This window comes from Pseudomonas sp. JL2 (assembly GCF_031570495.1).
Taxonomy (GTDB): Bacteria; Pseudomonadota; Gammaproteobacteria; order Pseudomonadales; family Pseudomonadaceae; genus Aquipseudomonas; species Aquipseudomonas rhizophila.
Map to the genome: position 1 here is coordinate 17546 of NZ_JAKUDH010000034.1, position 26995 is coordinate 44540.

The following is a 26995-nucleotide window of genomic DNA, read 5'->3' on the forward strand; positions in this document are numbered from 1 at the left end:
TATTCGCCGAGTATTTTTCTATGCTCGCCGACTGTTATGGCGGCTGCGCGTGGGAGACTTTCGGGTCTGCCGGGTTCCTGGACCGGTCTTGCACACCTACGTACAGCTGCCACCTTTTTCGAAGTGCAATCGATGGGTGTCGGCTCCACCTCCAGGGAAATCATTATGTTCAAAGCAACACCGAATCCGCCGCAAAGCGGCCATAAATCCCGCGTCGAAGCCCTCGAAGAAAAAAAGCTCGAAGACGCCGCCACCCGCGCCCTCGATTACTACCTCAAACCCCAACCTTCCTCACCGCCCGAACCCGATAAAAACCAGCTTTTCATCGTCGCCCCCCACATTGACACCGAAACCCTGCTCGCCAATGCCTCCGAAGACCTGCTGTCCATCAGCACCATCGCCGCCGACCTGGCTGACGATGTCGATGACTCACGCCGCTGCGTCGCCCTGGCGATCAGCCGCATGGCCGATGGGGTTCAGTTGTTGGTTGAGCGGGCGTTGGATCATTTGGAAACGAAGGAGATGGCGGCGCCTGGGACCAAGGGTAGCGCTTTGCTTTGATGCAAACTGTGCCGACGCCATCGCGAGCAGCCTCGCTCCCACAATTGGATTGGAGTACGACCGGGAGAAACCAGGTCGGCTGTCAGGCCGCCTTCGCGAGCAAGCTCGCTCCCACAATTGGATTGGAGTACACCCGCAAGAGCCAGGTCGGCTATAAGGCCGCCTTCGCGAGCAAGCTCGCTCCCACAATTGGATTGGAGTACACCCGCAAGAGCCAGGCCGGCTATAAGGCCGCCTCGCGAGCAAGCTTTGCTCCCACAGGTCCTGCTCAAACAAGTCTGATGGGTGTACACCCGCTAAAGCCAGGCCGGCTGTCAGGCCGCCTCGTTTCGGCTTTTGATCTAGGGGCCCCGTTAACCACGCTGGCCGAACGCTGGTATTGCGTAGTGGGCAGCCCGGCATGGATGCCGGGATAGCCGCGCTGGGCCTTGGATGGCCCTGCGGGGGGGGCCCACGGAGCAATGCCGGAGTGAGGGCACACCGAGCCTAAGCGAGGTGCCGAGTGGTGGGGCAGAAGCGCTGTGGTTACTTTCGCGCTTTTCGAAAGTGACCCGCCGTAAGGGCGGAACCATAAGCCGCCATTACCACAGCAACGGATATGTACCCAGTCAACCAAATCCTGGCCGGCTATCGGGCCGCCATCGCGAGCAGGCTCGCTCCCACAGTTTGATCGACGTACAACCGAGAGAGCCAGGTCGGCTGTCAGGCCGCCTTCGCGAGCAAGCTCGCTCCCACAGTTTGATCGACGTACAACCGGGAGAGCCAGGCCGGCTGTCAGGCCGCCTCGCGAGCAAGCTTTGCTCCCACAGGGAATTGAGGGTAGTCGCGGATACTCAAACCAGCACAAAACAAATGTGGGAGCGAGCCTGCTCGCGATTGCGCAGGGTCAGTCAACATTGATGCCGGCCAACGCGCCAGGTTTCGAGCGCCTCATAGGCCCCCTGCGCCCAATGCATCACCTGATTGCGCAGCCGTGACGAAGCCTCCCGACGCTTGTCCTCGCTATCACCGGCAAACGCCTGCCCCGGCTGCTTGGCATGCTGCCCCGTCATGGCAAACACTTGCCGGCGCTGGGCGTCATTCAGCCCGAAAAACACCGCCAGCCGCCCTGCCATCGCATCAGGCAACTCAGCGTAATTAACCGCCAGCCCGGCAAACTCATGGCAGTGCTCCAACCCCGCCTGCAACAACCGCCCCAGTCGGCGCGCGATGAAATCTTCCTGGCCGTCGAAGGGCAATCCGTCGTCCAACACGCTTGTCCCGATCATCCCCGGCACCATGTGCATGCCGGGACGACGCCAATGGGAAACGGCGATTTCCAAAGGGTCGCGGTACACGAACAACCAAGGCGTGTCGGGAAAACATTCGCGCAGCAGCGCCAGTTCACCGATGTTCCAGGCGTCAAGCTTGATCACCAGCCGCTGTTCCACGCCTCGGCGGCGCTGCCCATAGGCCGACATCAGCCCCCTGAGTGCCACACAACGGTCAGCGTGCGCCATATCACTGCGCAGCAGAGTATCCAAAGGCGGCGGTTCTGAAATGACGAGGTGGTCGTCCAGTTGTGCCAGCATCTGGCTGATCAATGTCGAGCCACAGCGGGAGGCATGGAAGATGAATGCACTCGGGGGCAGGCCTGGGCTTTGTTGCCTCCACTGGTCCAGGGCGCTCAAGGCTGTCTGGCGGCGGAACGCCTGATTGAAGGGCAACCGCAGGGCGTGTTCCACCGCGTCGCCGAAGAACGGTTGCGACAATCGCGCCTCTCCGAACCAGCACCAGTCAACCCGCCACTGCCCCGCCGCTTGCCACACGCGGATCGGCAGCCAGCCGTTCAGGTTCAGGCCTTCCACTGATCACTCCACTGCCGGCGACCGTTGCGCATGGCCGCCTGCAATTGCTCCCGGGTAACGTGCAAATCGCGTGCGGCAGCCATGGCGATTGCGCACTCAATGAAAGCGTCTACGTCATGCAGGCTCTGCAAAGTCCGGGCAAGTTGAGGGTCGGTTTCAACGAGCTGCTCAAAGCACACCAGATCACTTCGCTCAGCCACGATTGCCGGTGTGCTGAGCAGCCCGGCGGCGACCTGCCGTTGCAGCCATGGGCTGGGGCGGCAATCGAGCACCAGATGAATCCGCGGCTGACTGCTGTGGTTATCGACGCGATGAGGCAGCGACAGATCAAGAAACCAGCATTCGCCCGCCGTCATCGGAATGCGTTGCCCATCCAGCCAGAAATCCACGCCAGACGGGCTGAGCAGCGGCACATGCAGGCGCAGATCGGCGTTCGCGCCACCCAGGTCATAATCGCGATGCTCGTGGATACACCCGCCGGGACCGAGTCGCAGCAACCGGGCCGAGACGATCTCCAACGGCCAGTCGCGCAACGCCTCGTGCCAACGGTCATCCTCTGACCAGAGCGCGCGCTGCACGGGCTGACCGCGCCCGGGAGACAACGAGGTCAAGGCATCGACCGCCGAAATCAGCGCCACGCCACTCCAGTCACCACTGTAGTACGCGCTGTTGAAGTGGCCTTGCCAATGATCGTCCTCAACGGCTGCCAGTGCCTGCAACAGCAAAGGCAGGTTCACCGTTACCGGCAGCCGGGAAAACGCCGGGCGCACCATGCGTACGGCCTGTTACTGGGTCACCGCCGCGGTCGGCACCGCGATATCGCCCTGGGCCCACGCCGCTTCGCGGTTGGCCAACGCCGTGGCAATGGACTGCACTTGGGTCGATTGCACTTCATCGGGCAACGGGTCGAGGCCAGCGCTGGCAAAGATCTGGCCATAGGCGTTGCGCAGGTCGGCATAGGCCAGATCCCGCCGCAAGTCAGCCTGCAGCGTATTGAGTTCGCCCTGGATCAGGTCCAGCTCACCCAAGCCGGCGGCCTGATGGCGGTTGCGCAGTTGACCCACGATCTGCCCATCGATCTCCGACAGCTGCTGGCTGGTCTTGAACTGGCGCAGCGCCTCGCGGTAATTGGCATTGGCCACGTACAGCTGCGCCAGCACGGCGATCGACATCGCCTGGCGCCGCGCCGCCGCGACCTCTTCACCGGCCTTGGCCACGTTGATGGCCGCCGGGGCGGAGATCACGTTGAACAGATTCCAGGTGACCTTCACGCCATAGTCAGCCCAGCCCTGCTCCACCAGGAACGAGTTGCTGTCGTAATGCCCCCCAGCGGAGAACTCCAGCCCAGGTAACAGGCGCAGCATGGCCTTGCGGGTTTCAGCGGCGGTAATGCGCGTCTGGTAGTCCTGCTCGCGCAGTTCCGGGCGACTGGTCAGGGCTTCCTGTTCCAGGCGCGCGAGGTCGACCTTGAGTTCCGGGATGACGTACTCATCCTGGGTGGCCAAGGTCAGCTCGGTGCCCAGGGGCAGGTTGATCAGCGTCGCCAGTTCCGTCTTGGCCAGGGACAACGCCCGGCGCTGCTCTTCGAGCTGGCGGGTGGCCTGGATCAGCGAACGCTGGTAACCCAGTGCCTGCACCGGATCGCCAATGCGTTGCTCGCTCATGCTCTGACTGTTGCCGCGGGCCGTATCGACTCGGACCATCAGGCTGTCGATCTGCTTGAGCAGGCGCTCGGCGGCCATGGCTCGCCAGTAAGCCGAACGCACATCCTGGACGATGGTGTTGATGACTTTGCGCCGACGCTCCTGCACGATCAGCCGCTGGTCCCCGGCCTGCTTGGCGCTGATGTAGCTCACGCCGAAATCGAGCACGTTCCAGACCATGGTCAGGTCGGCTACTTCGCGATCGCGGTCCTGGGAGGTCGACGGTTCCAGAGACTGGGTACCGGTTTCCACGCTCTGGCTACTGGAAGCGCTGACGTTGTTGCGGCCCACGTAGCCGGCGTCCAGGGCCATGCGCGGCAGCATGTCGAAACTGGCCAGGTCCAGCTGACGCTTGGCCAGGGCTTCTTCCATGATCTTCAAACGGCCTTCAAGGTTGTACTTCACCGCACGGGCCATGGCCTGGTGCAGGGTCAGCGGGCCGCTGAGGGGCTCCTGATCCTTGTACATATTCTGCAGGTCGGTCCGGGCGCGCTGTTCGCTGACGCTACGCTCGATCGGCTCGCTGGTGACCGCACATCCGCTGACCGTCAACGCCAGCACACTCATTGCGAATAACTTCTGACTTCTATTCATTCCCTGGATTGCCCCTGGCTGCCCCAATTTTTTTAGTTGTTCAGGCCTGCGCCTGGCTCATGCCGACCTGTTGCAATGCCATTGCCAGGCTGTCGACCTGACGCTGCTCGGTGTCTTTGAGTTGTTGCAGTTGCTGGCCCAGGGTTGGTGCGCCGAACACCCCGCGTACCCCTTGGGACACATCACCGCCCTGCATCGACTGGCTGTCGAAGGCGTCCAGCGATTCACCATCGGAACCGGCATCCTGGCTGAACAGACCGGCGATCGTGCTGCTGCCGAACACCCCGCCATCGCCACCACCGAAGCCCAGGAAGCCCTGGCCGGAGCCATCGCCCGCAGCATCGGAGCTGAATACCTGGGCGATATAGCTCGGCGCCAATGCGCCACGGTTGATGAAGATGTCGCCAATCGGCCGAATGCCGCCGCCCACGTCGCGTTGTTCAAACAGCGGTGGAAAGCCCAGCGGCGAGCCGAGGTCACCGGTTGGCGGCGTAAAGACAATCGGCTGCAACGGCACCTCGGAAGGCGGCACGACCGTGACAGGGTCGGACGTCAGGAACTCCGGCGGTGGCTTCACATCGTTGGCCACCACGGTGTCGATGGCGTAGTTGTTGGACACCGCCACGCTTGCCCCGGCGTTGCCCGTCAGGTCGCTGACGTTACTGGTGTCCAGGGCGATGAAATTGCTCGGGTCCGTGAGGTTCACCGTAGGCGTGAACGTTGCCGTCCAGGTCAGGCCGCCGTCGCTGGTGGTCAGGTTGGTCAGTTCACCGTTGGTGACGCTGAGGTCTGACAGATCGAAATCAGTCACCGGTTCGCTGAAGGTGAACGTCACCTGGGTCGTCTCACCCACCGTCAGGTTCGGGTCGGCGACCACAATGGTTGCCGTCGGCCGGGTGGCGTCGAGTGCGTAGTTGCTGGAAATGGCGATGCCCACGCCGGCGTTGCCGGCCAGGTCCTGCACATTGCTGGCATCGAGCAGGATCAGGTTGGTGGCATCGTTGACGCCCGCGGTAGGCGTCAGGGTCGCTGTCCAGGTCAGGCCGCCGTCATTGCTGGCGAGGTTGGACAACACACCATTGGCAACACTGAGATCCGACAAGTCAAAACCGGACACCGCCTCGGTGAAACTGATGGTCACGGTGGTGCTCTGGCCAATGCCCAGGCTGGTGTCGCCCACTGTGATGGTGGCGCCGGGGCGAACCGTGTCGATGGCGTAGTTGTTGGAGTCCACCATGCCGACACCGCTGTTACCCGAGGCGTTGACCACACCGCTGGTGTCCAGGCTGATCAGGTTGCTGGTGTCGTTGATGTTGGTCGTCGGGGTGAACGTGGCCGTCCAGGTAACGCCGCCGTCGGAAGAAGAAACGTTGCTCAGCGTGCCGTTGCTGATGGTCAAGTCGCTGTTGTCGAAACCGCTCACCGCTTCCGAGAACGTAATAGTGACCTGCGAGGTTTCCCCTATCCGCAGCGCACTGTCGGCCACCACAATCGTGGCCGTAGGAACCCGTGTCTCGACCGCGTAGTTGGCCGAATCGGTGGAGCCCGTCCCGGTGTTGCCGGCCGCATCGCTGACCCCGGTGTTGTCCAGGCTGATCAGGTTGGTGGCGTCAGTCACACCCAGGGTCGGCGTGAAAGTCGCGGTCCAGGTCAGGCCGCCATCGTTGCTGCTGACAGCACTCAAGGTGCCGTTGGCAACGCTCAGGTCCGCGTTGCTGAAGCCGGTCACCGCCTCGCTGAAGGTGATGGTCACCTGCGCGGTTTCACCCGGTTTCAACACCGAATCGCTCAGCACAATGGTGGCGGTCGGACGCTGGCTGTCGATGCTGTAGTTATTGGAATCGGTCGTGCCGCTGCCGGCGTTACCCGCCAAATCGGCGACGCCGCCGTTGGCAAGGGTGATGACATTGCTGGTGTCGGTGATGCCAGCGGCAGGCGTAAAGGTCGCGGTCCAGGTGATGCCGCCGTCGCTGCTGCTCAACCCGCTGAGCGTACCGTTGGCAACGGTAAGGTCGGCGTCGGTGAAGCCGGTCACGGCCTCGCTGAAGGTGATGGTCACCAGCGAAGTCTCGCCGGCGGCAATGGCGGTGTCGGCCACGACGATGGTCGCCGTTGGGCGCACGGTGTCGATGGCATAGTTGTTCGAATCGGTGGTGCCGACGCCGGCGTTGCCTGAGACGTTGATGACGCCGGTATTGTCCAGGGTAATCAGGTTGCTGGTATCGGTAATGCTCGCGCTCGGCGTGAACGTGGCCGTCCAGGTAACGCCACCGTCGGTACTGCTCACGTTGCTCAACGTGCCGTTGCTGACGGTCAGGTCGCTGTTATCGAAACCGCTCACCGCCTCGTTGAAGGTGATGGTCACCTGGCTGGTTTCACCGATGCTCAAGGACGTATCGGCCACCACGATGGTTGCCGTCGGCACCTGCGTGTCGATGGCGTAGTTGGCCGAGTTGGTCGTGCCGGTTCCGCTGTTGCCCGCCGCGTCACTCACACCGGTGTTGTCCAGGATGATCAGGTTGGACGTATCCCGCACGCCGAGGGTCGGGGTGAAGACCGCGGTCCAGGTCAGGCCGCCGTCGCTGCTGCTGACGGCGCTCAGGGTGCCGTTGGCAACACTCAGGTCAGCGTTGGTGAAACCGGTCACCGCCTCGCTGAAGGTGATGGTCACCAACGAGGTTTCGCCAACACTGAGGCTGGAATCGGCCAGCACGATCGTTGCGCTTGGACGTTCGGTGTCCAGCGCGTAGTTGTTGGAGTCGGTGGCGCCAACGTTGACGTTGCCCGCCAAGTCAACGATGCCACCGCTGTTGAGCGAAATGACGTTGCTGGTGTCGGTGACGCCAGCGGTCGGCGTGAAGGTCGCGGTCCAGGTGATGCCGCCGTCGCTGCTGCTCAGGCCGGAAATAACGCCGTTGGCAACCGTCAGGTCGGCACTGGTGAACGCGGTCACCGCCTCGCTGAAGGTGATGGTTACCAGCGAGGTCTCGCCGGCGGCAATGGCGGTGTCGGCCACGACGATGGTCGCCGTTGGTCGCACCGTGTCGACGGCGTAGTTGTTGGAGTCGGTAGTACCGACACCGGCGTTGCCCGCGCCATTGATCAGGCCGGTATTGTCCAACGTGATCACGTTGCTGGTGTCGGAAATACTGGCGCTCGGCGTGAAGGTGGCCGTCCAGGTGACGCCACCGTCGGTGCTGCTCATGGTGCTGAGCGTGCCGTTGCTGACGGTCAGGTCCGAATTGTCGAACCCGCTGACCGCCGAGTTGAAGGTCACGGTGACCAATGACGTCTCGCCGATGCTCAGGGTGGTATCGGCAATCACGATGGTCGCCGTCGGTACGTTGGTGTCGACCTGGTAATTGTTGGAGTTGGTAGTGCCGGTGCCGGAGTTGCCCGCCGCGTCACTGACCCCGGTGTTGTTCAGGGTGATGACGTTGGAGGTATCGGTGACGCCGAGGGCCGGAGTGAAGGTGGCGGTCCAGGTGAGGCCACCGTCGCTGCTGCTGACCGCGCTCAGCGTACCGTTGGCGACGCTCAGGTCCGAGTTGTCGAACCCGCTGACCGCCTCGCTGAAGGTAATGGTCACCAGCGAGGTTTCGCCGACGCTCAACGCGGTGTCGGCGACCACGATGGTGGCGGTCGGGCGCAGGGTGTCGACGGCGTAGTTGTTCGAATCGGTGGTGCCGCTGCCGGTGTTGCCCGCGCCGTCCACCACGCCCGTGTTATTGAGCGTGACCAGGTTGGTGCTATCGCTGACGCCCACGCTCGGCGTGAAAGTCGCGGTGTAGGTGATGTTATCGCTGGTGCTCAGCCCGCTCAGGCTGCCGTTGGCAACGGTAAGGTCGGCCAGGGTGAAACCGGTCACCGCCTCGCTGAAGGTAATTGTCACCAGCGAGGTTTCGCCGACGCCAAGGGTCGAGTCGGCGACCACGATGGTCGCGGTCGGACGCGCGGTGTCGATGGCGTAGTTGTTCGAATCAGTGGTGCCCGTACCGACGTTGCCCGCCGCATCCGCCACACCAGTGTTATCCAGGGTGATGAGGTTGCTGGTGTCGCTGACGCTAGCGCTTGGTGTCAACGTGCCGGTCCAGGTGATGCCGCCGTCGCCACTGCTCAGGCCGGTGATCGTACCGTTGGCGACCGTCAGGTCGGCGGCGGTAAAGCCTGTTACCGCTTCGTTGAAGGTGATGGTCACCAGGGATGTTTCGCCAACGCTCAGCGCGGTGTCGGCCACAACGATGCTAGCGGTGGGTCGCTGGGTGTCGACTGCGTAGTTGTTGGAGCTGGTGGTGCCGCTGCCGGTGTTACCGGCCGCATCCGCCACACCGGTATTGGCCAGGATGATCAGATTGGTGGCGTCGCTGATGCTGGCGCTCGGGGTGAGCGTCGCGGTCCAGGTGATGCCGCCGTCACTGCTGCTCAGGCCGCTCAGTGAACCGTTGGCGACGGTCAGGTCGGCCAGGGTAAAGCCCGTTACAGCTTCGCTGAAAGTGATCGTCACCAGCGATGTTTCGCCGACATTCAGCGCGGTATCGGCCACCACGATGGTGGCGGTGGGACGCAGCGTGTCGATTGCATAGTTGTTCGAATCGGTGGTGCCGGTGCCAACGTTCCCGGATAGATCGGCAATGCCGGTGTTGTTCAGTGTGATCAGGTTGGTGGTGTCGCTGATGCTGGCGCTCGGGGTCAGTGTCCCGGTCCAGGTGATACCGCCGTCGCTGCTGCTCAGCCCGGTGACCGAGCCGTTGGCAACCGTCAGGTCAGCGGTGGTAAAACCGCTCACCGCCTCGTTGAAGGTGATGGTCACCACCGAGGTTTCACCGACCCTGAGGGCGGTGTCGCTGACCACGATGGTCGCTGTCGGACGCAGGGTGTCGATAGCGTAGTTGTTGGAGTTGGTCGTCCCCACGCCGGCGTTGCCATTGAGGTCCGCCACGCCGGTGTTATTCAGGACAATGAGATTGGAAGTGTCGGTGATCGCAGCGTCCGGTGTGAAGGTGGCCGTCCAGGTGATGCCACCGTCGCTGGAGCTCAGGCCGCTGATCGAGCCGTTGGCCACCGTCAGGTCCGCTGCGGTAAAACCACTGACCGCTTCGGAGAAAGTGATGGTCACCAACGAGGTTTCACCGACCCGAAGGGCAGTATCGCTGACCACGATGGACGCCGTGGGCGCCACGGTGTCGTTGACCACGTAATTGTTCGAGTCGGTGGTGCCCACGCCGGCATTGCCGGCCAGGTCGGCAACCCCGGTGTTGTTCAGGGTGATGATGTTGGTGGTGTCGGCGATGTTGCTTGCCGCGGTCAGGGTGCCGGTCCAGGTGATGCCACCGTCGCCGCTGGTCAAGGTGCCGATGGTGCCGTTCTGCACCGTCAGGTCGGCCGCAGTGAGGCCGGTGACAGCTTCGGAGAAGGTGATGGTCACCAGCGACGTGCCACCGGAGTTCAGGTTGGTATTGGCCACCACGACGGTCGCGGTGGGCGGCGTCTCGTCCGGCACATAGTTGGTGTTGATGGTGCCGCCATCGCCGTAGACGTTGGCCACCGACGCCGGCGAAACACCCGCGGTGCCGGCACTGGTCCCACCCACGCCGCTGCCACCGACGTTGCCGGCCAGGGCGGCGAAGTTGGCGGCGGTAATCAGGATCGAGCCTTTGTTCCAGATGGCCCCGACACCGACGCCGCCGGCACCGCCCGTGTGGTTGTAACCACCACCAGCGCCACCGCCACCACCGCCGCCGCCCGCGCCGACGTTGTTGGAAATGACCGAGTTGCCGATGATTCGCAGGGTCGCGCCGGTGTCGTTGTAGATACCACCGACCGCTCCGCCACCGGCGCCGCCAATATCGTTATAGCCGTCGCCACCGCCACCGCCACCGATGGATAGCCCACCGCTGACGGCTGTACCGCCTGCGGAGCCCGTGCTGTAGCCCGGATACGCGGAACCGCCAGCCCCGCCGGTGGAGGAACCACCACGCCCGCCCATGTTGAAGAAGCCACCCCCGGCGCCGCCCTGGCCGGCCGAGCCGTTGGAGCCAGTGGCGTTGAGGGTATCGCCGCCCTTGCCACCGGTACCGCCAGTGATCGCGCCACCGCCGCCGCCACCGCCGCCGGCGTATTGCGGCGTGACACCACCACCGCCGCCGCCACCCGAAGCGGCGTTCGCGGTGACGGTGACGTTCCTCAGGGTCAGGGTGCCGGCGTTATAGATCCCGCCCCCCTTTGACACCAGCGCATCGTCGCCGCCATTACCGCCGTTACCCGCCACCATACCGCGAGTAATCACCAGACCATCGAGGGTCGCCGTGGTGCCGGCCGTCACGTTGATAATCTGGGTGCGGTACTGCCCGTCGAGGGTGACGTCGGCCACGTTGTCATTGTTGAGATCGCCATCGATGGTGACGTTGCTGTCGACCACCAGCACCTGGGTCAATGCGACAGTCATGCCGGCATTGAACGTAACAATGTCACCATTCTGCGCAGAATCCAAAGCGGCGCGCAGAGAACCAATACCGGAATTGAGGTTGTTGGTAGCGGTCCAGGTGGCCAGGCCCCATTGGTACTCGCTCATGGCAGTGGCCGAGAGCACGTTGGCACTTTCGATGTTGCCGGTGGCGATTTCCAGGTCCCAGTCGCCGCCAAGGCCCGTGCGATCGATGGACGCCGCCACGTCGCGGCCGGTCAACTGCGCCAGTGAATTGACCAGGCTCAGGCCACGGTCACCTTCAGCGGTGTAGCAGCCATAGATCAGAATATCGCCACCGGCGTTCATGTCCTGGCCGATCTGCGCCAGCACCTCGCTGCGGGCCTCAACGTTGTCCGCCGACAGGTAGCTGTTGCCCAACCAGAGATCGCCGGCGTTGCCGTGGGCGATGATCTGCACCGAGCTGATGCCTTGGTGGGTGTCCAGGTAATCGGCGATCTGTTGCAGGCCGTCCTTGGTGGCGTCCAGTTGCACCACCTGAGTACCGGGCGCGACGCCTTCGAGCAGGCTGGCCGAGTCTTTGACCCGGGAATCGACAAACACCACGGCCTTGCCGGGCACAGCGGCCTGGGTGGCATCGGTCTGGCCTTGAGGCGCGTGGCTGTCTGAAGCCTGGTCAGCCGCAGGCGTCTTGGCCGCGTCTGCAGTGGGTTGGGCGTCCGCCTGTGCGGCATCGGCCACGGTCGCCGCCACCGCGCCGTCGAACAGCATTCGCGGCTCCAGGGACATGATCATTGGCGATGCCAGGGCCTGTGCGCCCTCGGTTACCCGCGATTTGCCTTTGCTCCACCACATGACGTTCACCTGGACTCGAACTTTTTAAACACGCAAATGAAAAAAACCGCGAATCAGTTGACCGCGGCGTCGGTTTTCATACGAATGACATTGGCAGCGCTGGCGGACCCATCGCGCCAGAACGACAACTCGGCATACTTTTCAAACAGATCCGGCGGCAACAAGGTCCGCCGGGCTTGCGGCGCGACCTTGGGCTTGACCTTGTGCAGGCCGGCAACGCCCAAGGCCTGGTCGAAGGCCGGTGCGTCGTAGGTCAAGTGATTGAAGTCGTGTTCGAACCAGGGCTCACCGATGAACTCGTACACCAGGCGCATCACCCGCTCCGGGGCCTGGCTCAACAGGTCGTAGTCGACGATCAACATGGACTCGGCGTTTTCGCCGTAATACGCCTCTTTGAGCGCTGTCCAGGCAAAGCCAACCAGGCGGTTGCGCTGGGCCAGGGTTTCGCAGCGGCTGTAGACGGTGTTGCGCTCGTCATCGTCATTGAACAGCTTGGTGTTCTCGAACGGATTGGCGCGGTAAAGCCGCTCCAGGCTGTCCAGCACCCAGGCGACGTTGCGCACGCAGGCGATGGTCTTGGCCTGGGGGAACAGGTCCTGCAACGCAGGCAAGCGGGCGCACCACTGGCGATTTGTATCGAAGATGACGGGTTTGTCGGCCTTGTCGGCGTAGTAGGAGTCGAACAGCCCGCGCAACAGGCGACGGCGCAGGTCGGTGTCGATCACCGAGCCAAACTCACTGCCGGCGCTGCATTGCTGCAGGACGCTGCTGAACAGCGAACCGACGGGGCTGGTCATGCCGGCATGAAAGCGCGGGTTCTGCAGCAAAATGGCAGAAAGCAGGGTCGAGCCCGAGCGCGGTAAACCGGAGATAAAGTGAAACTGCGGCAATCCCTTCACCTTGTTTGTATTCCATTTGTAGCGCAAAGCGTAGCTGAGGAAATAATCCGCGACTAGTACTACTTTGATATCAAACCCAGCCAGATCTGTAAAAAAGATGGACGGTATAGGCGCCATGCGAACCTGAATCGATTAAGCCACTGGACAACATTTTTCCTCCCTTCCAGCCCAGCAGAATGAAATATCTCGGTCTACGCTCAGCCGTGCGTGACCAGGCCAGGGAGTGAAGAAGTCGGGCTGATCGCAATCCTCTCCCTTGGTCCCTGTCGGCATTGCCAAACCAACAATCTGAAGGGATGAGGAATCTATGGAAGTCTTTATGGGCACCATCCAGCCGTTCGCCTTTAACTTCGCCCCCAATGGGTGGGCGCTGTGCAACGGGCAGACACTCGGCATTTCCCAATACCAGGCGTTGTTCTCCCTGCTCGGCACGTACTACGGAGGCAACGGCACCACCAACTTCATGCTCCCCAATTTGCAAGGCCGCACGCTCTTGGGACAAGGCAACGGCCTGGGCCTGACGCCGCGGGTCATCGGCGAAGTCGCCGGCACCGAAAACGTCACCCCGACGCTCAACAACCTGCCCACCCACACTCACACTATGGCGGGACTCACCGCCTCCACCACCCTGCAACTGGCGAACCCGGCCAGCAACCCGGTGAACACACCAACGGCCACCAATTCGTTCATCGGCACCTCGGGCACTGGCCCGGGCGCGGCGAATATCTATTCCGACCAGATAGGTGCCTCGCCGATCCCGGTCAAGGGCGTGAGCACCACCATCGACGGCACGATTTCCCCGACGGGCAGCGGCATGCCGATGGCGATCATGAACCCGTTCCTGGCGATCAACTTCAGTGTCGCCTTGAACGGTCTCTTCCCGTCCCGTAACTGATGAACAGTCGGAGGGCTGCGGCCCTCCGGCTTTTGGAGTGTCGACATGTTGCAACAGGTTCATAGCCGCCATTTTCAACCGCTGCTGGGCCAGACCAGCAGCCTGACCCTGCCCGACGGCAGCTGCCTGCCCGTGCGGTTCGAGTTCCTTGAGGAAACACCACGGGCGAAGATGCCGAACGCTGAGCGCATGCCGTTCAGCGTTGAATTCAACAGCCTGGAAAGCACCGACTTCGTGGATGGGCTGTGCGCGCTGGAAGTGCCCGATCTGGGGCGGATTGAGGAGGTGTTCGTGTCGCGGATACCGCCCATGGGACGGGATCCGGCGCTGGGGTATTTCTACATTGCGTTTAACTGAAGACTGATGATCCCTTGTGGGAGCGAGCCTGCTCGCGATGACGGTGGCATAGCCAACATCACTTCAAACTGACCCACCGCTATCGCGAGCAGGCTCGCTCCCACACGAGCCAGAAGCAGCTCAGTTCCCCTTCGGATACCAAACCAGCCGCTCCGCCGCCGGGTTGCGCTCCTGCACTTCAAAGCCCAATGCCAGGTAATGCTGGCGTGCGTGCGGGTTACTGCTCCAGACCACGGTCGCCACCGGGCAGCGGATCTGTTGTGCGGCTTTTTGTACCCCTTGCAACACGGCCCGACCGTAACCTTGCCCGCGCGCCTGGGGAATGAACGCCAGGTACAACACACGGATTTCATTGGGGCCAAAATCAGTACTCAAGGCGCCAATGGCGGTACCGAGCTTTTCCACGACGTAATGCATGGCGTTGGGGAAGTTATCCCCAAGCCCTTGCTCCTGCACCTGAAATTGCTGAGCAACCACCTGCTGTACTTGCTCGTGCTCGCCGTCGATCCATTGCAGATCCGCTCGCGCCGTCTGGTAAAGACTCTGCAAAAACGGCCCATCGCTGACCTGCGATGGCCGTACCACCAACCCCTCCGCCGCCACTGAATTCATGCTCGCTCCTTAAAACCCGCTTTCCCTGACACCCAGCGCCGCCAGCCGACGCCAGGTCGCTCCCAACACCGACTCACCGTGCCCCTGCAACACCACTACGCCACGCAGCGGTTGCGCCGGCGCAGGCGTGTTATCAACAGCGCTCAAACGCACGCCATATTGCGCCTGCACCGGCTCCGCCCGCTGCTGCGAGTCACGCCGTACCGCGATCGGCCCGTGGTGATCGGACGTCAACGCCTGTTGCTCGACCCAGGCCACGCCATTGGTGTCGATCTCGTTCAATTGCACGGCAATCGAGGGGTGCATCGGATCGTCAGCAATGAAACGGCCCGTGGCCCCGGGCTCGACCCGCCAAAGCTCGGCTTCGGTCAGGTAGCCGCGTAAGCGGGAGTCGGCCTGTACCACCCGCGCCAGCGGCTGTGTGGGCGACAACCAGCGCCCCACCGACAACTGTGGTAACAGATCACGCACCTGTCCGGCATGGGGCGCGCGTAACAGCAGGCGCTCACGCTGGGCGACCAGGCCCCGGTATTCGGCCACCGCTTCGGCCAGTTGTTGTTCGACGATACCGGCATCGGCGGCGGTTTCGCTGCGGCCGGCCTGGCGACGCATCTGTAACTGCTGGATCTCGATTTCCCGACGCACAATCGCCAGGCGCGAGGCCATGTCAGGCGACTCCAGCTCGATCAACACATCGCCCTGGGCCACGGTCTGGCCGTCATGCACATTCACCTGTTTGATCCGCGCCGCCACCGGCGCATGCAAGGCACTGGCGCGACCGGCCTCGAGCATGACCGGTACCTCCACGGCGCTACGCCAGGGCAACAGCAGCACCAACGCCAACGCCAGTAACACCAGGCCACTGAGCAGCACTCGCGGACCATTGGCCTGCTCGCGCCGGCTCCACCACTGCCGCCATTCGTTCACGATGGGCATAAAAATGAACCACACCAATTCCACCAACATCAGGAAAATGCCCAGCACCTTGAAGAACAGGTGATAGACCGCCAGGGCAATACCCAAAAACAACGCCGCGCGCCATAACCAGGCGCCGTATCCCCACACCAGCAAGCGACGACGCATTGTCGGCGTCCAGGGTTCCGGAACCGGCGCGCCATAACCGAACAAGGCTTCACGCAAACGCCAGCGGCACAACGCAAATGCTCGCCCCTGGAGGTTATCCACTGCCCAGAAATCACTGAGCAAAAAATAACCGTCGAAGCGCATGAAGGGGTTAAGGTTGATGATCAACGTGGTGATCCAGGTGGCGCTGGCCAACATGAACGCTGCGGTGCGGGCCGGTCCGTCGGGCAACAGCGACCAGGCCAGCAACGCGATGCACGCCAGCAGCAATTCGGCCAGCACACCGCCGGCGCCGATCAGCAGCCGGGCACGACGATCATTGACCCGCCAGGCGTCGCTGACGTCGGTGTAGAACATCGGCAACAGCACCATGAATGCCACGCCCATGCTCTGCACACGGCAACCGGCGCGCTTGGCCATGAAGGCATGACCGAACTCGTGGCACAACTTGGCGAAGAACAACGCCACCGCGAACGCCAGCGCGCCACCCAGGCTGAACAGGTGCGGAAACGTCGCCACGAAGCGCTGCCAGTCCCGCGACACCAGAAAAATACCCACGCCCAGGGTCAGCGGCATGCCATACCGCAGGATGGCGGGCCCGTACCGCGCGAGAAAAGGCCAGGCGCGGTTGAGAAAAGCATCCGGGCGCCACAACGGAATGCGAAAAAACAGATACTGGTGCAGCAGGATCTGCCACAGGCTCTGGCGCTGGGCGGCCGTCTTGAACTGATAGCTGTCGCGCTGTTGCGGGTCCATGGCGCTGATCAGATCGTGACCTCGCAAAAAGCCCAGCAATTGCTCCAGCGACTCATTATTGAGCGGAAGGCCCGGCTCACGGTTCGCGGCTTGCAGCACCTGTTCCGGCTCACCAAGGGACCAGTGCCGCAGCATGCGCATCGCCGCCGCGCCAAGCTTGAAATAGCGCCCGCGTACCGGATCGGCCAGGGTCCATTGAGGGGAGCCGTCCGGGTCCGGGGCCGCCGGGGACAATTGCAGGTCTGGCCGCAGGCTCGGCAGTCCCATGCTACAGACCCACGCTCTGGCGCAAGCCGGCCAGTGGTCGACGCAACAGGTACAGCGCCAGCGGGGCGCGATCGCCGAAAATTTTCGCCGTGCCCCGCAGGCCGATGCGCGGCGCCGCGTCATCGAAACGCGCGTCCAGGCGATACGCCAGTTGCCCGGCAGCTGTGGGTTGCGCCTCGTAGGCCGAACGTTCGAGCCTGGCCAGGTGTCGCTGCAACGGGTCGCTGTCGAGGAACAACGCCACCTGGGCACCGGGGGCCAGGTCAATCGCGTCGCCCACCGCCAGCTCAATACGCAATTCGGCCTGGTTCGGGTCGGCGATTTCCATCAACCGCTCCCCCGTCTGCACCGGCTTGCCGAGCCAACGCTCTGCATCGGCAAATACCGCAATACCGTCCCGTTCGGCGCGCACTTCACTGCGCTTGAGCAACTCGATTGCATAGTCGCGTTCGGCGCGTTTCTGCTCGACGCGAGCGGCCAACAGATCAATCTTCGAACTGGATTCAGCGTCGGCAAACGAGCGCTGGGAATTGGCCTTGAGTTCCGCCTCGGCCACGCCCAACACGCGCTCGGCCACATCGGCCTGGGCCTTGAGACTGGTGCTTTCGAAGCGCAACAGCAAGTCGCCGCTCTTGACGCTCTGGTTGGGTTTGACCAGGAATTGGGCGATCACCCCGTCCAAAGGCGCCGCCACCACCTGCCCGCCCAGCGGCACCACTTCGGCCGGGGCCAATACCGACTGACGGACAGGAACCAGCAAGCCCAACAGCAGCACCGCCACCAAGGCGACCTGACGTTTGCGGGTCCAGCGCAAGCGCCACGGTTTGCGCGGTTGCAGCGCCAGCCAGGCGTGGCTATAGGTGTCGCCCAGTTGCGACAGCAGCACTTGTTCAGAGGGGGGCCATGGCAGGTCACGGGCCAGCCACAAACCGCCGAACACCTGCCCCTGATGATCGATCAACGGCAGCCAGAATACCTGCCCCGCCGACAGGCTTCGCCAGTCCGCCTGAATGGAGTCGCTCACCCCATCGGCGGCAATTACCCGGGCCTGGTTCAGCAAGCCTTTTTTGAACAGCTGCGCCACCGCCTGCTCGACAAACGCCACGAACGGTGCGTTCGGATCCACGGCACTGACGCCGGTCACCGCCTGGACCTTGCCGGCGATCAACAGCGCAGCATGGCGAAACCCGAACAGGGCCTGACCATCGTTGACCAGGCTGTAGCTCAGTTGCGCCGGGGTACGCGCGGCCCGCGTCTGGCGCTCCAGGTCGAGGAAACGGGCAAATACCTGTTCGGCGCTGCCCGTGATCGGCGCGTTCACTTGAACTCCGCGAAACGCGCCGTACCGCTCATGCCGGACAACAGCCCCTTGGCGTCAGGCAGCGTCGCCACCAGCAGCAAAGTCTGGCTGCCCTCGTCGATGCGCGCGCCAAGGCGTTTGACCGTCGCTTGCAGCGGCTGGCCGGTTTCATCGGGGACAAAGGTGAAGGACTGGCCCGGCTTGAGCCTGCCCATCCAGCGCGAAGGCACCAGCAGATGGATTTCCAGGGTGCGGTTGTCCACCACGTCCAGCAACGGCGCGCCGGCGGCCACGCTTTCATAGCGCTGGACCTCGCGCGCCACCACCTGTCCATCGAACGGCGCGATCACGCTGCAGCGCTTGACCTGGACCTGATAAACCTGGGACTGCGCCTGCGCTTCGCTGAGCCTGGCCTCGGCGCGTGCCACTTCGAAACGCCCGACCGATTTCAACGCCGCCAATTGCTTGTTATGGGCCAGTTCTTCACTGGCACCACGGCTCGCGGCCCGAGCTGCATTGAGCTGAGCCTGGTACGCTGAACAATCGAAACGCGCCAGGGTATCGCCCTGCTTGAACGACTCCCCCTCACTGAACGGCAACTCGACAATTCGTCCAGCCAACTCACTGGCAAGCACCGCCTGATCCCGTGCCCGAAGCACGCCACGCGCCTCATTGCCGCTCGGTGCACTGGCCCTGACGCCGCTCTCGAGCAGCGGATCATCGGAAACAGGCGTCTGCGCCTGCACCCAGCACGTTACAAAGACCAACCCCCAAACCCAACTACCTGAACGCCGCATAACCGTTACTCCCTGACGGATGGGCGGAGTCTACGACAGCGGTGGGGGGCGTCAAGGGAGTAGCAGGGAGGAGGAAGCAATCTCTTGTTTCAAAAAGACCAAAGAGGAGATCAAAAAGCGCTCGGTTTTTGCTGAGATGAGTCGGTATCAAATCCCACAGAATCTTGAGAGCTTCCACTCATACAAAACGGCTTTCGGTGATGGATCTCTCGTATTCTCCGCAGGAGCCCTCAATTTCGTAACAAACGCTGACAGATCAAACAAAGAATGAGTTTGACCTCCCACCGCGCATACGCTCAACACTGATCTGCCGGTGAAAAAAGGTAAACCAAACAGCAGTTGACGCCATGTCACGCTCAACTTAGGATGGCTTTACTCAACCCCGTACGCAGAGATTCAATTTTCTGGCCGTTGGGGTGAAAAAACCGGCTTAGGCCGGTTTTTTCGTTTCTGGGGATTGAGCTTGTGCGAACCGCATTTTTTGTAGATGGCTACAACCTGTTCTATGGGCTGCTCGCGGACACACCTTACAAGTGGCTGGATCTGCGAAGTCTGTTGTCGCATATCGCGCATATCGAAAATCCGCAGAGCACCACTTCCTCGGTTGATTACTTCACCTCCTCGGTCAAACCGTCATTGGCCACCCGGGGTCAAGCATCAAAAGAAGCGCAAGACACTTATATTCGCGCCTTGAAAAGCACCCATATCTGTGTCCATTACGGTCACCATCAACTTGAACCTGCCAAGGCCCTCGCTTTATTGATAGAAAGACGAAAGCGTCTCGCAACGACAAAGTCGACATCTGGAAGCTGGAGGAGAAAGAAACGGACGTTCACATGGCAATCAGCATGTATCGAACCGCTGCCAAGCAAACGAAACTGAAGCATCATGAACGGTTGGAGCAGTTGGTGCTTGTATCCAGCGACACCGACATGACGCCGGCCTTGAGAGCCGTACGAGAAGACTTTCCTGAAATAACCGTCGGCGTCATTCTTCCCCACAGAGCCGAGCTGAATCGCCCGTCTCCAGGTTCGCTAAAGCAGCACGCCCACTGGACACGCCGCGTTGTCACCTGCGAGGAACTCCAATCCCACCAGTTCCCCACCCGAGTACCCACCCACAAAGCCCCCGCTATCAAACCGGATTACTGGTAACCCCCTGCAGCCGGATATACCGACGCCCAGCTCCGATACCTCTAGTCCTACCGTGGCAAAGCACTATCGCGACACAGCCAGTCACCCTGTGGGAGCGAGCCTGCTCGCGACGACGTCAGCCCAGACAACTCAGCAATTGTGACGAGGAGGCCCGCTCAAACACTACCGCTCGTGCAACGCCTCGGCCCGGGCCTTGATGATGGGTTTGAGCAGGTAACTGAGTACGGTTTTCTTGCCGGTGATGATGTCCACCGAGGCCACCATGCCCGGGATGATCAACAGGGGTTTTTCAGGGGTACCCAGATGACTGCGCTCGGTGCGCAGCTTGATGATGTAGTAAGTGGTTTTCTTGTCTTCGTCGGTGATGGTGTCGGCGCCGATCTGCTCCAGCTTGGCTTTCAGCCCACCGTAAATGGTGTAGTCGTACGCGGTGAATTTCACCGTGGCGTCCTGGCCGGGGTGCAGGAAGGCGATGTCCTGGGGACGGATTTTCGCTTCCACCAGAAGGGTGTCGTCCAGGGGCACGATTTCCACCAGGTCACTGCCGGGCTGGATGACCCCGCCGATGGTGTTCACCAGCAACTTGTTGACGATACCCCGCACCGGCGAGGTGACCAGTGTACGGCTTACCCGATCCTCCAAAGCCTTGCCGGTGGCCTGGGCCTTGTTCAGGTCGGTACGCGCCTCATTGAGTTGGGTCAGGGCTTCGCTGCGGAACTTGCCACGCGTCTCATCGATCTTGCGCTGCACTTCCTTGATCGCCGATTCAGCGCGGGGAATCGCCAGTGTCGTGGCGTCGAGTTGTCCACGGGTTTCGACTTCAGCCCGCTTGAGCCGCAGCACTTCCACCGGTGACACCGCGCCCTGGGCTACCAGCGGCTCGGACATGTTGATCTCCTGGCGTTGCAACGACAGGGCGGAGCGGTACTGCGACTGCTTGGAAACAAACTCGCGCAACTCCTGCTGACGCTGGATCAACTGCTCCTGCAACCCGCCGATTTCATCGTGCAGTTGCTGGCGGCGGCTGATGTACAGCGACTCTTCGCTGGCGGCCTGGCGCGGAACCGCCTTGAGCACGTCCTCCGGGAAGTTCAGCGGCCGGTCATCGACTTCGGCACTCAGCCGCTCGACCCGCAACAACATGGACAAGCGATCAGCCTCGGTCTCCCCCACATTAGAGACAAACCGAGTGTCATCCAGGCGAATCAACGGCGCGCCGGCCTCGACGATCTGCCCTTCGCTGACAAACAGCTCGGCAACGATCCCGCCTTCCAGGTTCTGGATCTTCTGGATCTTGGACGACGGAATCGCCTTGCCGTCGCCCTTGGTCACTTCGTCGACCTGCGCGAAGTTGGCCCACAGCAACAGGAAGACAAAGAAGCCGATGATCCCCCAGATCGTCAGCCGCACCACTCGCGGAGCGTCTTCGATCAGGGCTTTGTTGACCTCAGGCAGAGGCTGGCCATGCAGCGAATCCGAGCCCTTGAAATAGCGGCCCACGGCATTTTTCAAACCCGACTTAAGCAACACTGATCTGCCCCTTCTTCAACGCTTCCATCACCGCGGCTTTCGGGCCGTCGGCGAGGATCTGCCCACGGTCGATCACCAACAGGCGGTCCACCAGCGACAGCAAGGATGCCCGATGCGTCACCAGCAGCACGGTCTTGTTTTCCACCACAGCGGCCAGGCGCTGTTTCAAGCGTTCCTCACCGGTGTTGTCCATGGCGCTGGTGGGTTCATCCAACAGCAGGATGGGCGGGTTGAGCAGCAGCGCGCGGGCCAGGGCGACGTTCTGTCGCTGGCCGCCGGACAGGTTCTGCCCGCGCTCGCCAACTTGTAGCTCATAGCCTTGCGGATGCAGGCGTGCGAACTCATGCACACCGGCAAGTTCGGCGGCTTGGAGCACCAGTTCGTCCTCGACGTAACGGGCGCCGGAGGTCAGGTTGTCCCGCAAGGTGCCGGCCAGCAGCTGGATATCCTGTGGCACGTAACCGATGTTATGGCGCAGCTCACTGACGTCGATCTGGCGAATGTCCACGCCATCCACCAACAGTGCCCCGTCGTCCGGTTGATACAGGCCCACCAGCAACTTGGCCAGGGAACTCTTGCCCGAGCCGCTACGACCGATGATGCCGATTTTTTCCCCGGGCTTGATCACCAGGTTGATGTTCTTCAGCGCAGCGTTCTGCTGGTTGGGGTAGGTGAAATTCAACTGACGGCATTCAATGGCACCCTGCAAGACCTTGCGGCTCAACGGGCGCTCTTCGAAATTGCGTTCCTGAGGCAGCTCCATCATCTGATCGACCGAAACCATGGTCACCCGCGCCTGCTGGTAGCGAGTCAGCAGCCCCGACAGCGACGCCAGCGGGCTGAGGGCGCGGCCACTGAGCATGTAGCAAGCGATCAACCCACCCATGCTCAGGTTGCCGGCAATGATCTGATAGACGCCGAAGACAATCATGATCACCCCGGCCAACTGCTGGATCAGCAAGGTGATGTTCATCGCCAGGCCGGACAGCATCTTGACCCGCAGCTCGAGGCGGCTGAGGGTGCCAATGGTTTGTTCCCACTGATACTGGCGCTCGCTCTCGGCGTTGTTGACCTTCACCGCATCCAGGCCGGCCAGGGTTTCGATCAGGCTGGATTGACGCTCGGCACCCAGGGCCATGGTTCGCTCCATGGTCGCCACCAGGGGCTTTTGCAAGGCGTAGCCGATCAGCAGGGCAATCGGAAAGGCCAGCACCGGAATCCATACCAGATGCCCGCCGAGGATCGCGATGACCATGAAAATCAGCAAGGTGAACGGCAGGTCGATCAGGCTGGTAAGGGTCAGCGAGGCGAGAAAGTCCCGCAGGCTTTGGAATTCATGGATGTTCTGGGCAAAGCTGCCCACCCGTGCCGGGCGATACTTCATGGCCATGCCAACGATGCGCTCGAACAACGTAGCCGAAATGATCAGGTCGGTTTTCTTGCCGGCCAGGTCCAGGCACAGGCTGCGCAACATCTTGAGGATCAGGTCGAACACATAGGCGCCGGTAATACCGATCGCCAGCACCCACAGGGTGGACTCGGCCTGGTTCGGTACCACGCGATCGTAAACGTTCATCACGAACAGCGGCGCCGCCATGGCGATAATATTGATCAGCAAGCTGGCAGCGATGGCGTCGGCGTACAGCCAGCGCGACCGCTTGAGCGTGTCGCGAAACCACGAACGCGCCCGAGGAATGAGCGTGCCGTGGTTCACGTCGAATTTGTGTTGCGGTTGAGCGAAGAACACTTTACCGCTGTAGTCGTCGGCCAGCAGTTCACGGCTGACCGTCACTTCGCCGCCATCGCTTTCGCTGAGCAGCAGACGCGCCTGGTCATCGCCGACCCAGCCGAGCAACACCGCGCTACGACCATCCTTGAGCAACAGCAGGGCCGGCATGGCGATGGTCGGTATCTGCTCGAGCTTGCGTTGCAGCACCCGGCCTTGCAGACCGGCACGTGCTGCCGCTCGCGACAATAATTCGACGCTCAGCCGTTGCTTGGGCAACGGCAGGCCGGTGGTGAGCATCGCCGCGCTGGCCGGCTTCTGATGGAGCATGCAAAGCGCCAGCAAGCCGTCCAGCAATGGGTCGTCGTGCAGCGTGCGTGGATCATGGATGAGTTCGGCTCGACTGACTTCTGATTCCACGCTGGGCACTCTTTGCTGATCAAAACGGGATGGATGACTCAATTCATCCCAGGCAACTGGACCCTGGGCTTGACGTCATTCTGCACAACGGATGCCAACGGCGCGACAACCCCCTGACTTTTGAGCAACTGCCCCATGGTTGCCTTGATCCGGTATTGGCTGAACAACTGCACGTTCTTGATCTCCGCCAGGCGGCGGGAGGCGCTGAACAGCTCGTTTTCGCTGTCGAGCAAGTCGAGCAGGGTCCGCTCGCCGAGACCGAACTGCCGCTGGTAGGCGGTGCGTACGTTGGCGCTGTGATCGACGTACTGCTGGGCAATCGGTACCTGGGCGTTGGCGTTGTTGAGGGCGTTCCAGGCCAGGCCCAACTCTTCAGTCAGTTGACGCAGGGCGTTGTTGCGGATGTCCAGGGCCTGGCTCGACAGATACGACTTGGACTCCAGATCCGCCTTGTTGCTACCACCGGCGTACAGATTGAAACGCATGCGCAGCATGGCTTGCCATTCGTTGTTGTGACCGTTCTGACCATCCAGATCGTTGTCGGCGGTACGGCCCAACTCGGCGTCGAAGCGGGGGTAGAAGCTCGACTTGGCGGCTTCGTACTGTTGCTCGGCGGCCGCGATGTCGGCTTCGGCGGAACGCAACACCGGGCTGTTCTCCAGCATCTGGGCACGGGCTTCGTTCAGGTTGGCCGGCAACAGCGCCAGAAAATCGGCGGGACGTTCCAGCTGGTCGGGCATCTGGCCCACGGCGCTGAGGTAGTTGGTCTCGGCGTCGGCCAGGTTGGTCTGCTCGGTGATCAGGTTGTTGCGGGCCTGGGCCATGCGCGCCTCAGCCTGATCCAGATCGGCGCCGCTGCCCACGCCACGGTCGGTGCGCAGCTTGATTTGATCGAAGATGCGCTCGTGACTCTTGAGGTTTTCCTCAGCCAGACGTACGAACTCGCGTCGGGTCAGCACGTCCAGATAAACCTGGGCCACGGTCAATCCGGTGCGCTCGGACGCGTCCAGCAAGGAATAGGCACGGGCATTCACGGTGGCTTGTTGACGCCCCACTTCGCTGGACGTCGCAAAACCGTCAAAAACCATTTGCGTCAGGCGCAGGCTGGACTCGCTACGGTTCAAGGTTTCCCAATGATTATTGCTGCCCGAGCGGGTCGTCACACTGTCAGTACCTTCGCGACCGTACCCCGCCGCAAGGTCCACTCTAGGCAGGTAGCCGCCTTTAGCGGCCTTGAGTTGGTAGTCCGCCGCCAGCCGGCTGTTCACACCGGCCTGAATCTCAGGATGGACATCCAGCGCCTGTTGCATAGCCTGCGGCAAGGTTTGTGCTTGTACGAAACTGGCGGCGAGGGCGAAAGGTAAAGCCTTGAACAGGTGCAAACGCATGGTTGGATTATTCCCGAAACTCTTGTCTTGAATCACAGCGAAAGGTGGCGCTGCATCGGATGATGGCAACCGGGATGACCGTATGTCGGAAAGTTCGAAACAGGCAGTGAATCATGCACCGAAAGAACAGGTCGCCGCTTAAATATCAATGTGACATTACTGAAGCGATTGTTTAGGATGGCCAGCAGAAGGTCAATAGTTTGGCATAAACAAAAAAATCAAAAAAACAAGCCAAAATATTGACGTCATGAAGCGTCAAAACAACCTTATTTAGCGAAGCAAGAGCGTCCAGACCGGCGCAGCCAGAGGCTGTTCGGTACATGGAAGTCTACTGAACGTGGCACCCGGAGAGTCTTCAATGAGCAGTGTTATTGCCGTCGTCAAAAGCATTGTTGGTCAGGTTTTCGTCGTATCCCCCGAAGGCATCCGGCGTGTGCTCATTGAAGGTGACCGCCTGTCCACAGGCGATCAATTGGACACCGGCGCTGCTGGCGCCGTTACATTGGAACTGGCCGATGGGCGCACGCTGGACCTGGGTCGCGACACCCAGTGGAGCGCCAATGCCCCGGACTCCTCCACCGATCTCGCCCAGGCCACAGCCCAGGCTGCGCCGTCGGTAGAAGAACTGCAGCAGGCCATTGCCGCCGGCGTCGACCCGACGACCGCCCTTGAAGCCACCGCCGCTGGCGCCACTGCTGCAGGTACGGGTGGGGCCGCCGGTGGCGGCCACAGCGTTGTGATGCTGGATGCCACCGCTGGCAGCGTCGACCCGACCATCGGGTTCCCGACTGAGGGTTTGAGCGCAGCCGCGGCCGCTGACGATGACATCACCGGCGGCGACACCGACGCCGATACCACTGCCAACGCGGTGCTTGATTCGACGTTGACCCTGAGCGCCACCCCGACCCTGACCGAGGCCGGCGGCGTGCTGGTCTACACCGCGACCGTCACCCAGGCGCCTCAGACCAACCTGACCGTAACCTTGTCCAACGGCGCAGTGATCGTGATTCCCGCCGGGCAACTGACCGGCAGCGTCAACGTCCCCCTGGCGCCGAACGACACCGTCTATAACGACCCTAGCCAGATCAGCGTCACGGTCACCGGCACTACCGGCGGCACCGGCATTGCCGTGACCTTGCCCACCACACCGGCAGTGACCCAGATCACCGACACTGTGGACACCACCACCGTCACTTTGACGGCCGGCAACACCGTCACCGAAGGCGGCCAGATCACCTACACCGCCACCCTGACCAACCCGGCCCAGACGCCAGTGACCGTAACCTTGAGCAATGGCTCGGTCATCACCATCGCTGCGGGCCAGACCACCGGCACCGTCAACGTCGACACCCCGGCCAATGACGTCTACAACAACGGCAGCACCGTCAGCACCACTATTACCGGTGCAACGGGTGGCAACTTTGAGAACCTGGTGCCGAGCACCACGCCTGCCGTGACGACGATCACCGATTCGGTGGACGCCACTGGCCTGACCTTGACCGCCAGCGACACCATCACTGAAGGCGGTCAGATCACCTACACCGCGACTCTGACCAACCCGGCCCAGACGCCGGTAACCGTGACCTTGAGCAATGGCTCGGTCATCACCATCGCCGCCGGACAAACCACCGGCACCGTCAACGTCGATACCCCGGCCAACGACGTCTACAACAATGGCAGCACCGTCAGCACCACTATTACCGGTGCCACGGGTGGCAACTTTGAAAACCTGGTGCCGAGCACTACACCTGCCGTGACGACGATTACCGACTCGGTGGACGCCACCGGCCTGACCTTGACCGCCAGCAACACCGTTACCGAAGGCGG

At 62.0% G+C, this 26995-nt stretch carries 16 protein-coding genes and 1 pseudogene; 5 read left to right on the plus strand and 12 right to left on the minus strand.

Going from position 1 to position 26995, the window contains the following annotated elements; all coding sequences use genetic code 11:
- Positions 1–165 precede the first annotated feature (165 nt).
- Positions 166–561 carry a DUF6124 family protein gene (locus tag MKS85_RS27130; RefSeq protein ID WP_188251743.1) on the plus strand — a complete coding sequence of 132 codons (396 nt, stop codon included), beginning with the start codon at positions 166–168 and terminating at the stop codon, positions 559–561.
- A gap of 890 nt (positions 562–1451) precedes the next feature.
- Here MKS85_RS27130 and MKS85_RS27135 read toward each other — a convergent pair.
- From MKS85_RS27135 to MKS85_RS27155, 5 genes are read right to left on the minus strand one after another with little or no spacing between them, the layout of a single operon-like run.
- Complete coding sequence (locus tag MKS85_RS27135) at positions 1452–2408, minus strand: sulfotransferase family protein (RefSeq protein ID WP_188251742.1); 957 nt, start codon at positions 2406–2408, stop codon at positions 1452–1454.
- Positions 2396–3181: an aspartyl/asparaginyl beta-hydroxylase domain-containing protein gene (locus tag MKS85_RS27140; protein ID WP_188251741.1), complete on the minus strand. Its 786-nt coding sequence runs from the start codon at positions 3179–3181 to the stop codon at positions 2396–2398. Before MKS85_RS27140 ends, MKS85_RS27135 begins: the two co-directional genes overlap by 13 nt.
- Positions 3182–3193: 12 nt before the next feature.
- The gene (locus MKS85_RS27145) at positions 3194–4705 is read right to left on the minus strand and encodes a TolC family protein (protein WP_076383244.1); all 1512 of its coding nucleotides are present in this window, start codon (positions 4703–4705) and stop codon (positions 3194–3196) included.
- A 40-nt stretch (positions 4706–4745) separates the two neighbouring features.
- Positions 4746–11984, minus strand: coding sequence for an Ig-like domain-containing protein (locus tag MKS85_RS27150; protein WP_188251740.1), 7239 nt, complete (start codon positions 11982–11984; stop codon positions 4746–4748).
- A 53-nt stretch (positions 11985–12037) separates the two neighbouring features.
- A complete protein-coding gene (locus MKS85_RS27155; protein ID WP_107321355.1) occupies positions 12038–12883 on the minus strand; it encodes a sulfotransferase in 846 nt (281 codons plus the stop codon).
- Between the two features lie 307 nt (positions 12884–13190).
- Here MKS85_RS27155 and MKS85_RS27160 point away from each other — a divergent pair, with 307 nt between their 5' ends.
- Positions 13191–13778, plus strand: coding sequence for a phage tail protein (locus tag MKS85_RS27160; RefSeq protein WP_139048783.1), 588 nt, complete (start codon positions 13191–13193; stop codon positions 13776–13778).
- A 45-nt stretch (positions 13779–13823) separates the two neighbouring features.
- Entirely contained in the window at positions 13824–14135 is a 312-nt protein-coding gene (locus MKS85_RS27165) for a DUF6916 family protein (protein WP_139048782.1), read from the plus strand.
- Positions 14136–14255: 120 nt separating this feature from the next.
- Here the strand turns inward: MKS85_RS27165 and MKS85_RS27170 are convergent, their stop codons facing one another.
- The 4 genes from MKS85_RS27170 to MKS85_RS27185 are packed head-to-tail and all read right to left on the minus strand — an operon-like array spanning position 14256 to position 18950.
- Positions 14256–14747: a GNAT family N-acetyltransferase gene (locus tag MKS85_RS27170; protein WP_139048781.1), complete on the minus strand. Its 492-nt coding sequence runs from the start codon at positions 14745–14747 to the stop codon at positions 14256–14258.
- Positions 14748–14756: 9 nt separating this feature from the next.
- Entirely contained in the window at positions 14757–16853 is a 2097-nt protein-coding gene (locus MKS85_RS27175) for a biotin/lipoyl-binding protein (RefSeq protein WP_188251739.1), read from the minus strand.
- 1 nt (position 16854) lies between these two features.
- Entirely contained in the window at positions 16855–18174 is a 1320-nt protein-coding gene (locus MKS85_RS27180) for an efflux RND transporter periplasmic adaptor subunit (RefSeq protein ID WP_047230439.1), read from the minus strand.
- A complete protein-coding gene (locus MKS85_RS27185; RefSeq protein ID WP_047230440.1) occupies positions 18171–18950 on the minus strand; it encodes an efflux RND transporter periplasmic adaptor subunit in 780 nt (259 codons plus the stop codon). The genes MKS85_RS27180 and MKS85_RS27185 overlap by 4 nt, the downstream gene beginning before the upstream one ends.
- A 465-nt stretch (positions 18951–19415) precedes the next feature.
- Between MKS85_RS27185 and MKS85_RS27190 the strand changes: the two are divergent.
- A pseudogene (locus tag MKS85_RS27190) lies at positions 19416–20104 on the plus strand (NYN domain-containing protein).
- 162 nt (positions 20105–20266) lie between these two features.
- Here MKS85_RS27190 and MKS85_RS27195 read toward each other — a convergent pair.
- Genes MKS85_RS27195 through MKS85_RS27205 form a run of 3 tightly spaced genes read right to left on the minus strand, consistent with a single transcriptional unit; the run spans position 20267 to position 25168 of the window.
- A complete protein-coding gene (locus MKS85_RS27195; protein WP_047230443.1) occupies positions 20267–21634 on the minus strand; it encodes an HlyD family type I secretion periplasmic adaptor subunit in 1368 nt (455 codons plus the stop codon).
- Positions 21624–23780 (minus strand): type I secretion system permease/ATPase, encoded by a 2157-nt coding sequence (locus MKS85_RS27200; protein WP_188251736.1) that lies wholly within the window; start codon positions 23778–23780, stop codon positions 21624–21626. The genes MKS85_RS27195 and MKS85_RS27200 overlap by 11 nt, the downstream gene beginning before the upstream one ends.
- A gap of 38 nt (positions 23781–23818) precedes the next feature.
- Complete coding sequence (locus MKS85_RS27205) at positions 23819–25168, minus strand: TolC family outer membrane protein (RefSeq protein ID WP_139048780.1); 1350 nt, start codon at positions 25166–25168, stop codon at positions 23819–23821.
- 358 nt (positions 25169–25526) lie between these two features.
- Between MKS85_RS27205 and MKS85_RS27210 the strand changes: the two genes are divergently transcribed.
- Positions 25527–26995: retention module-containing protein (locus MKS85_RS27210; RefSeq protein ID WP_310663188.1), on the plus strand; the 1469-nt coding region annotated here is incomplete at its 3' end.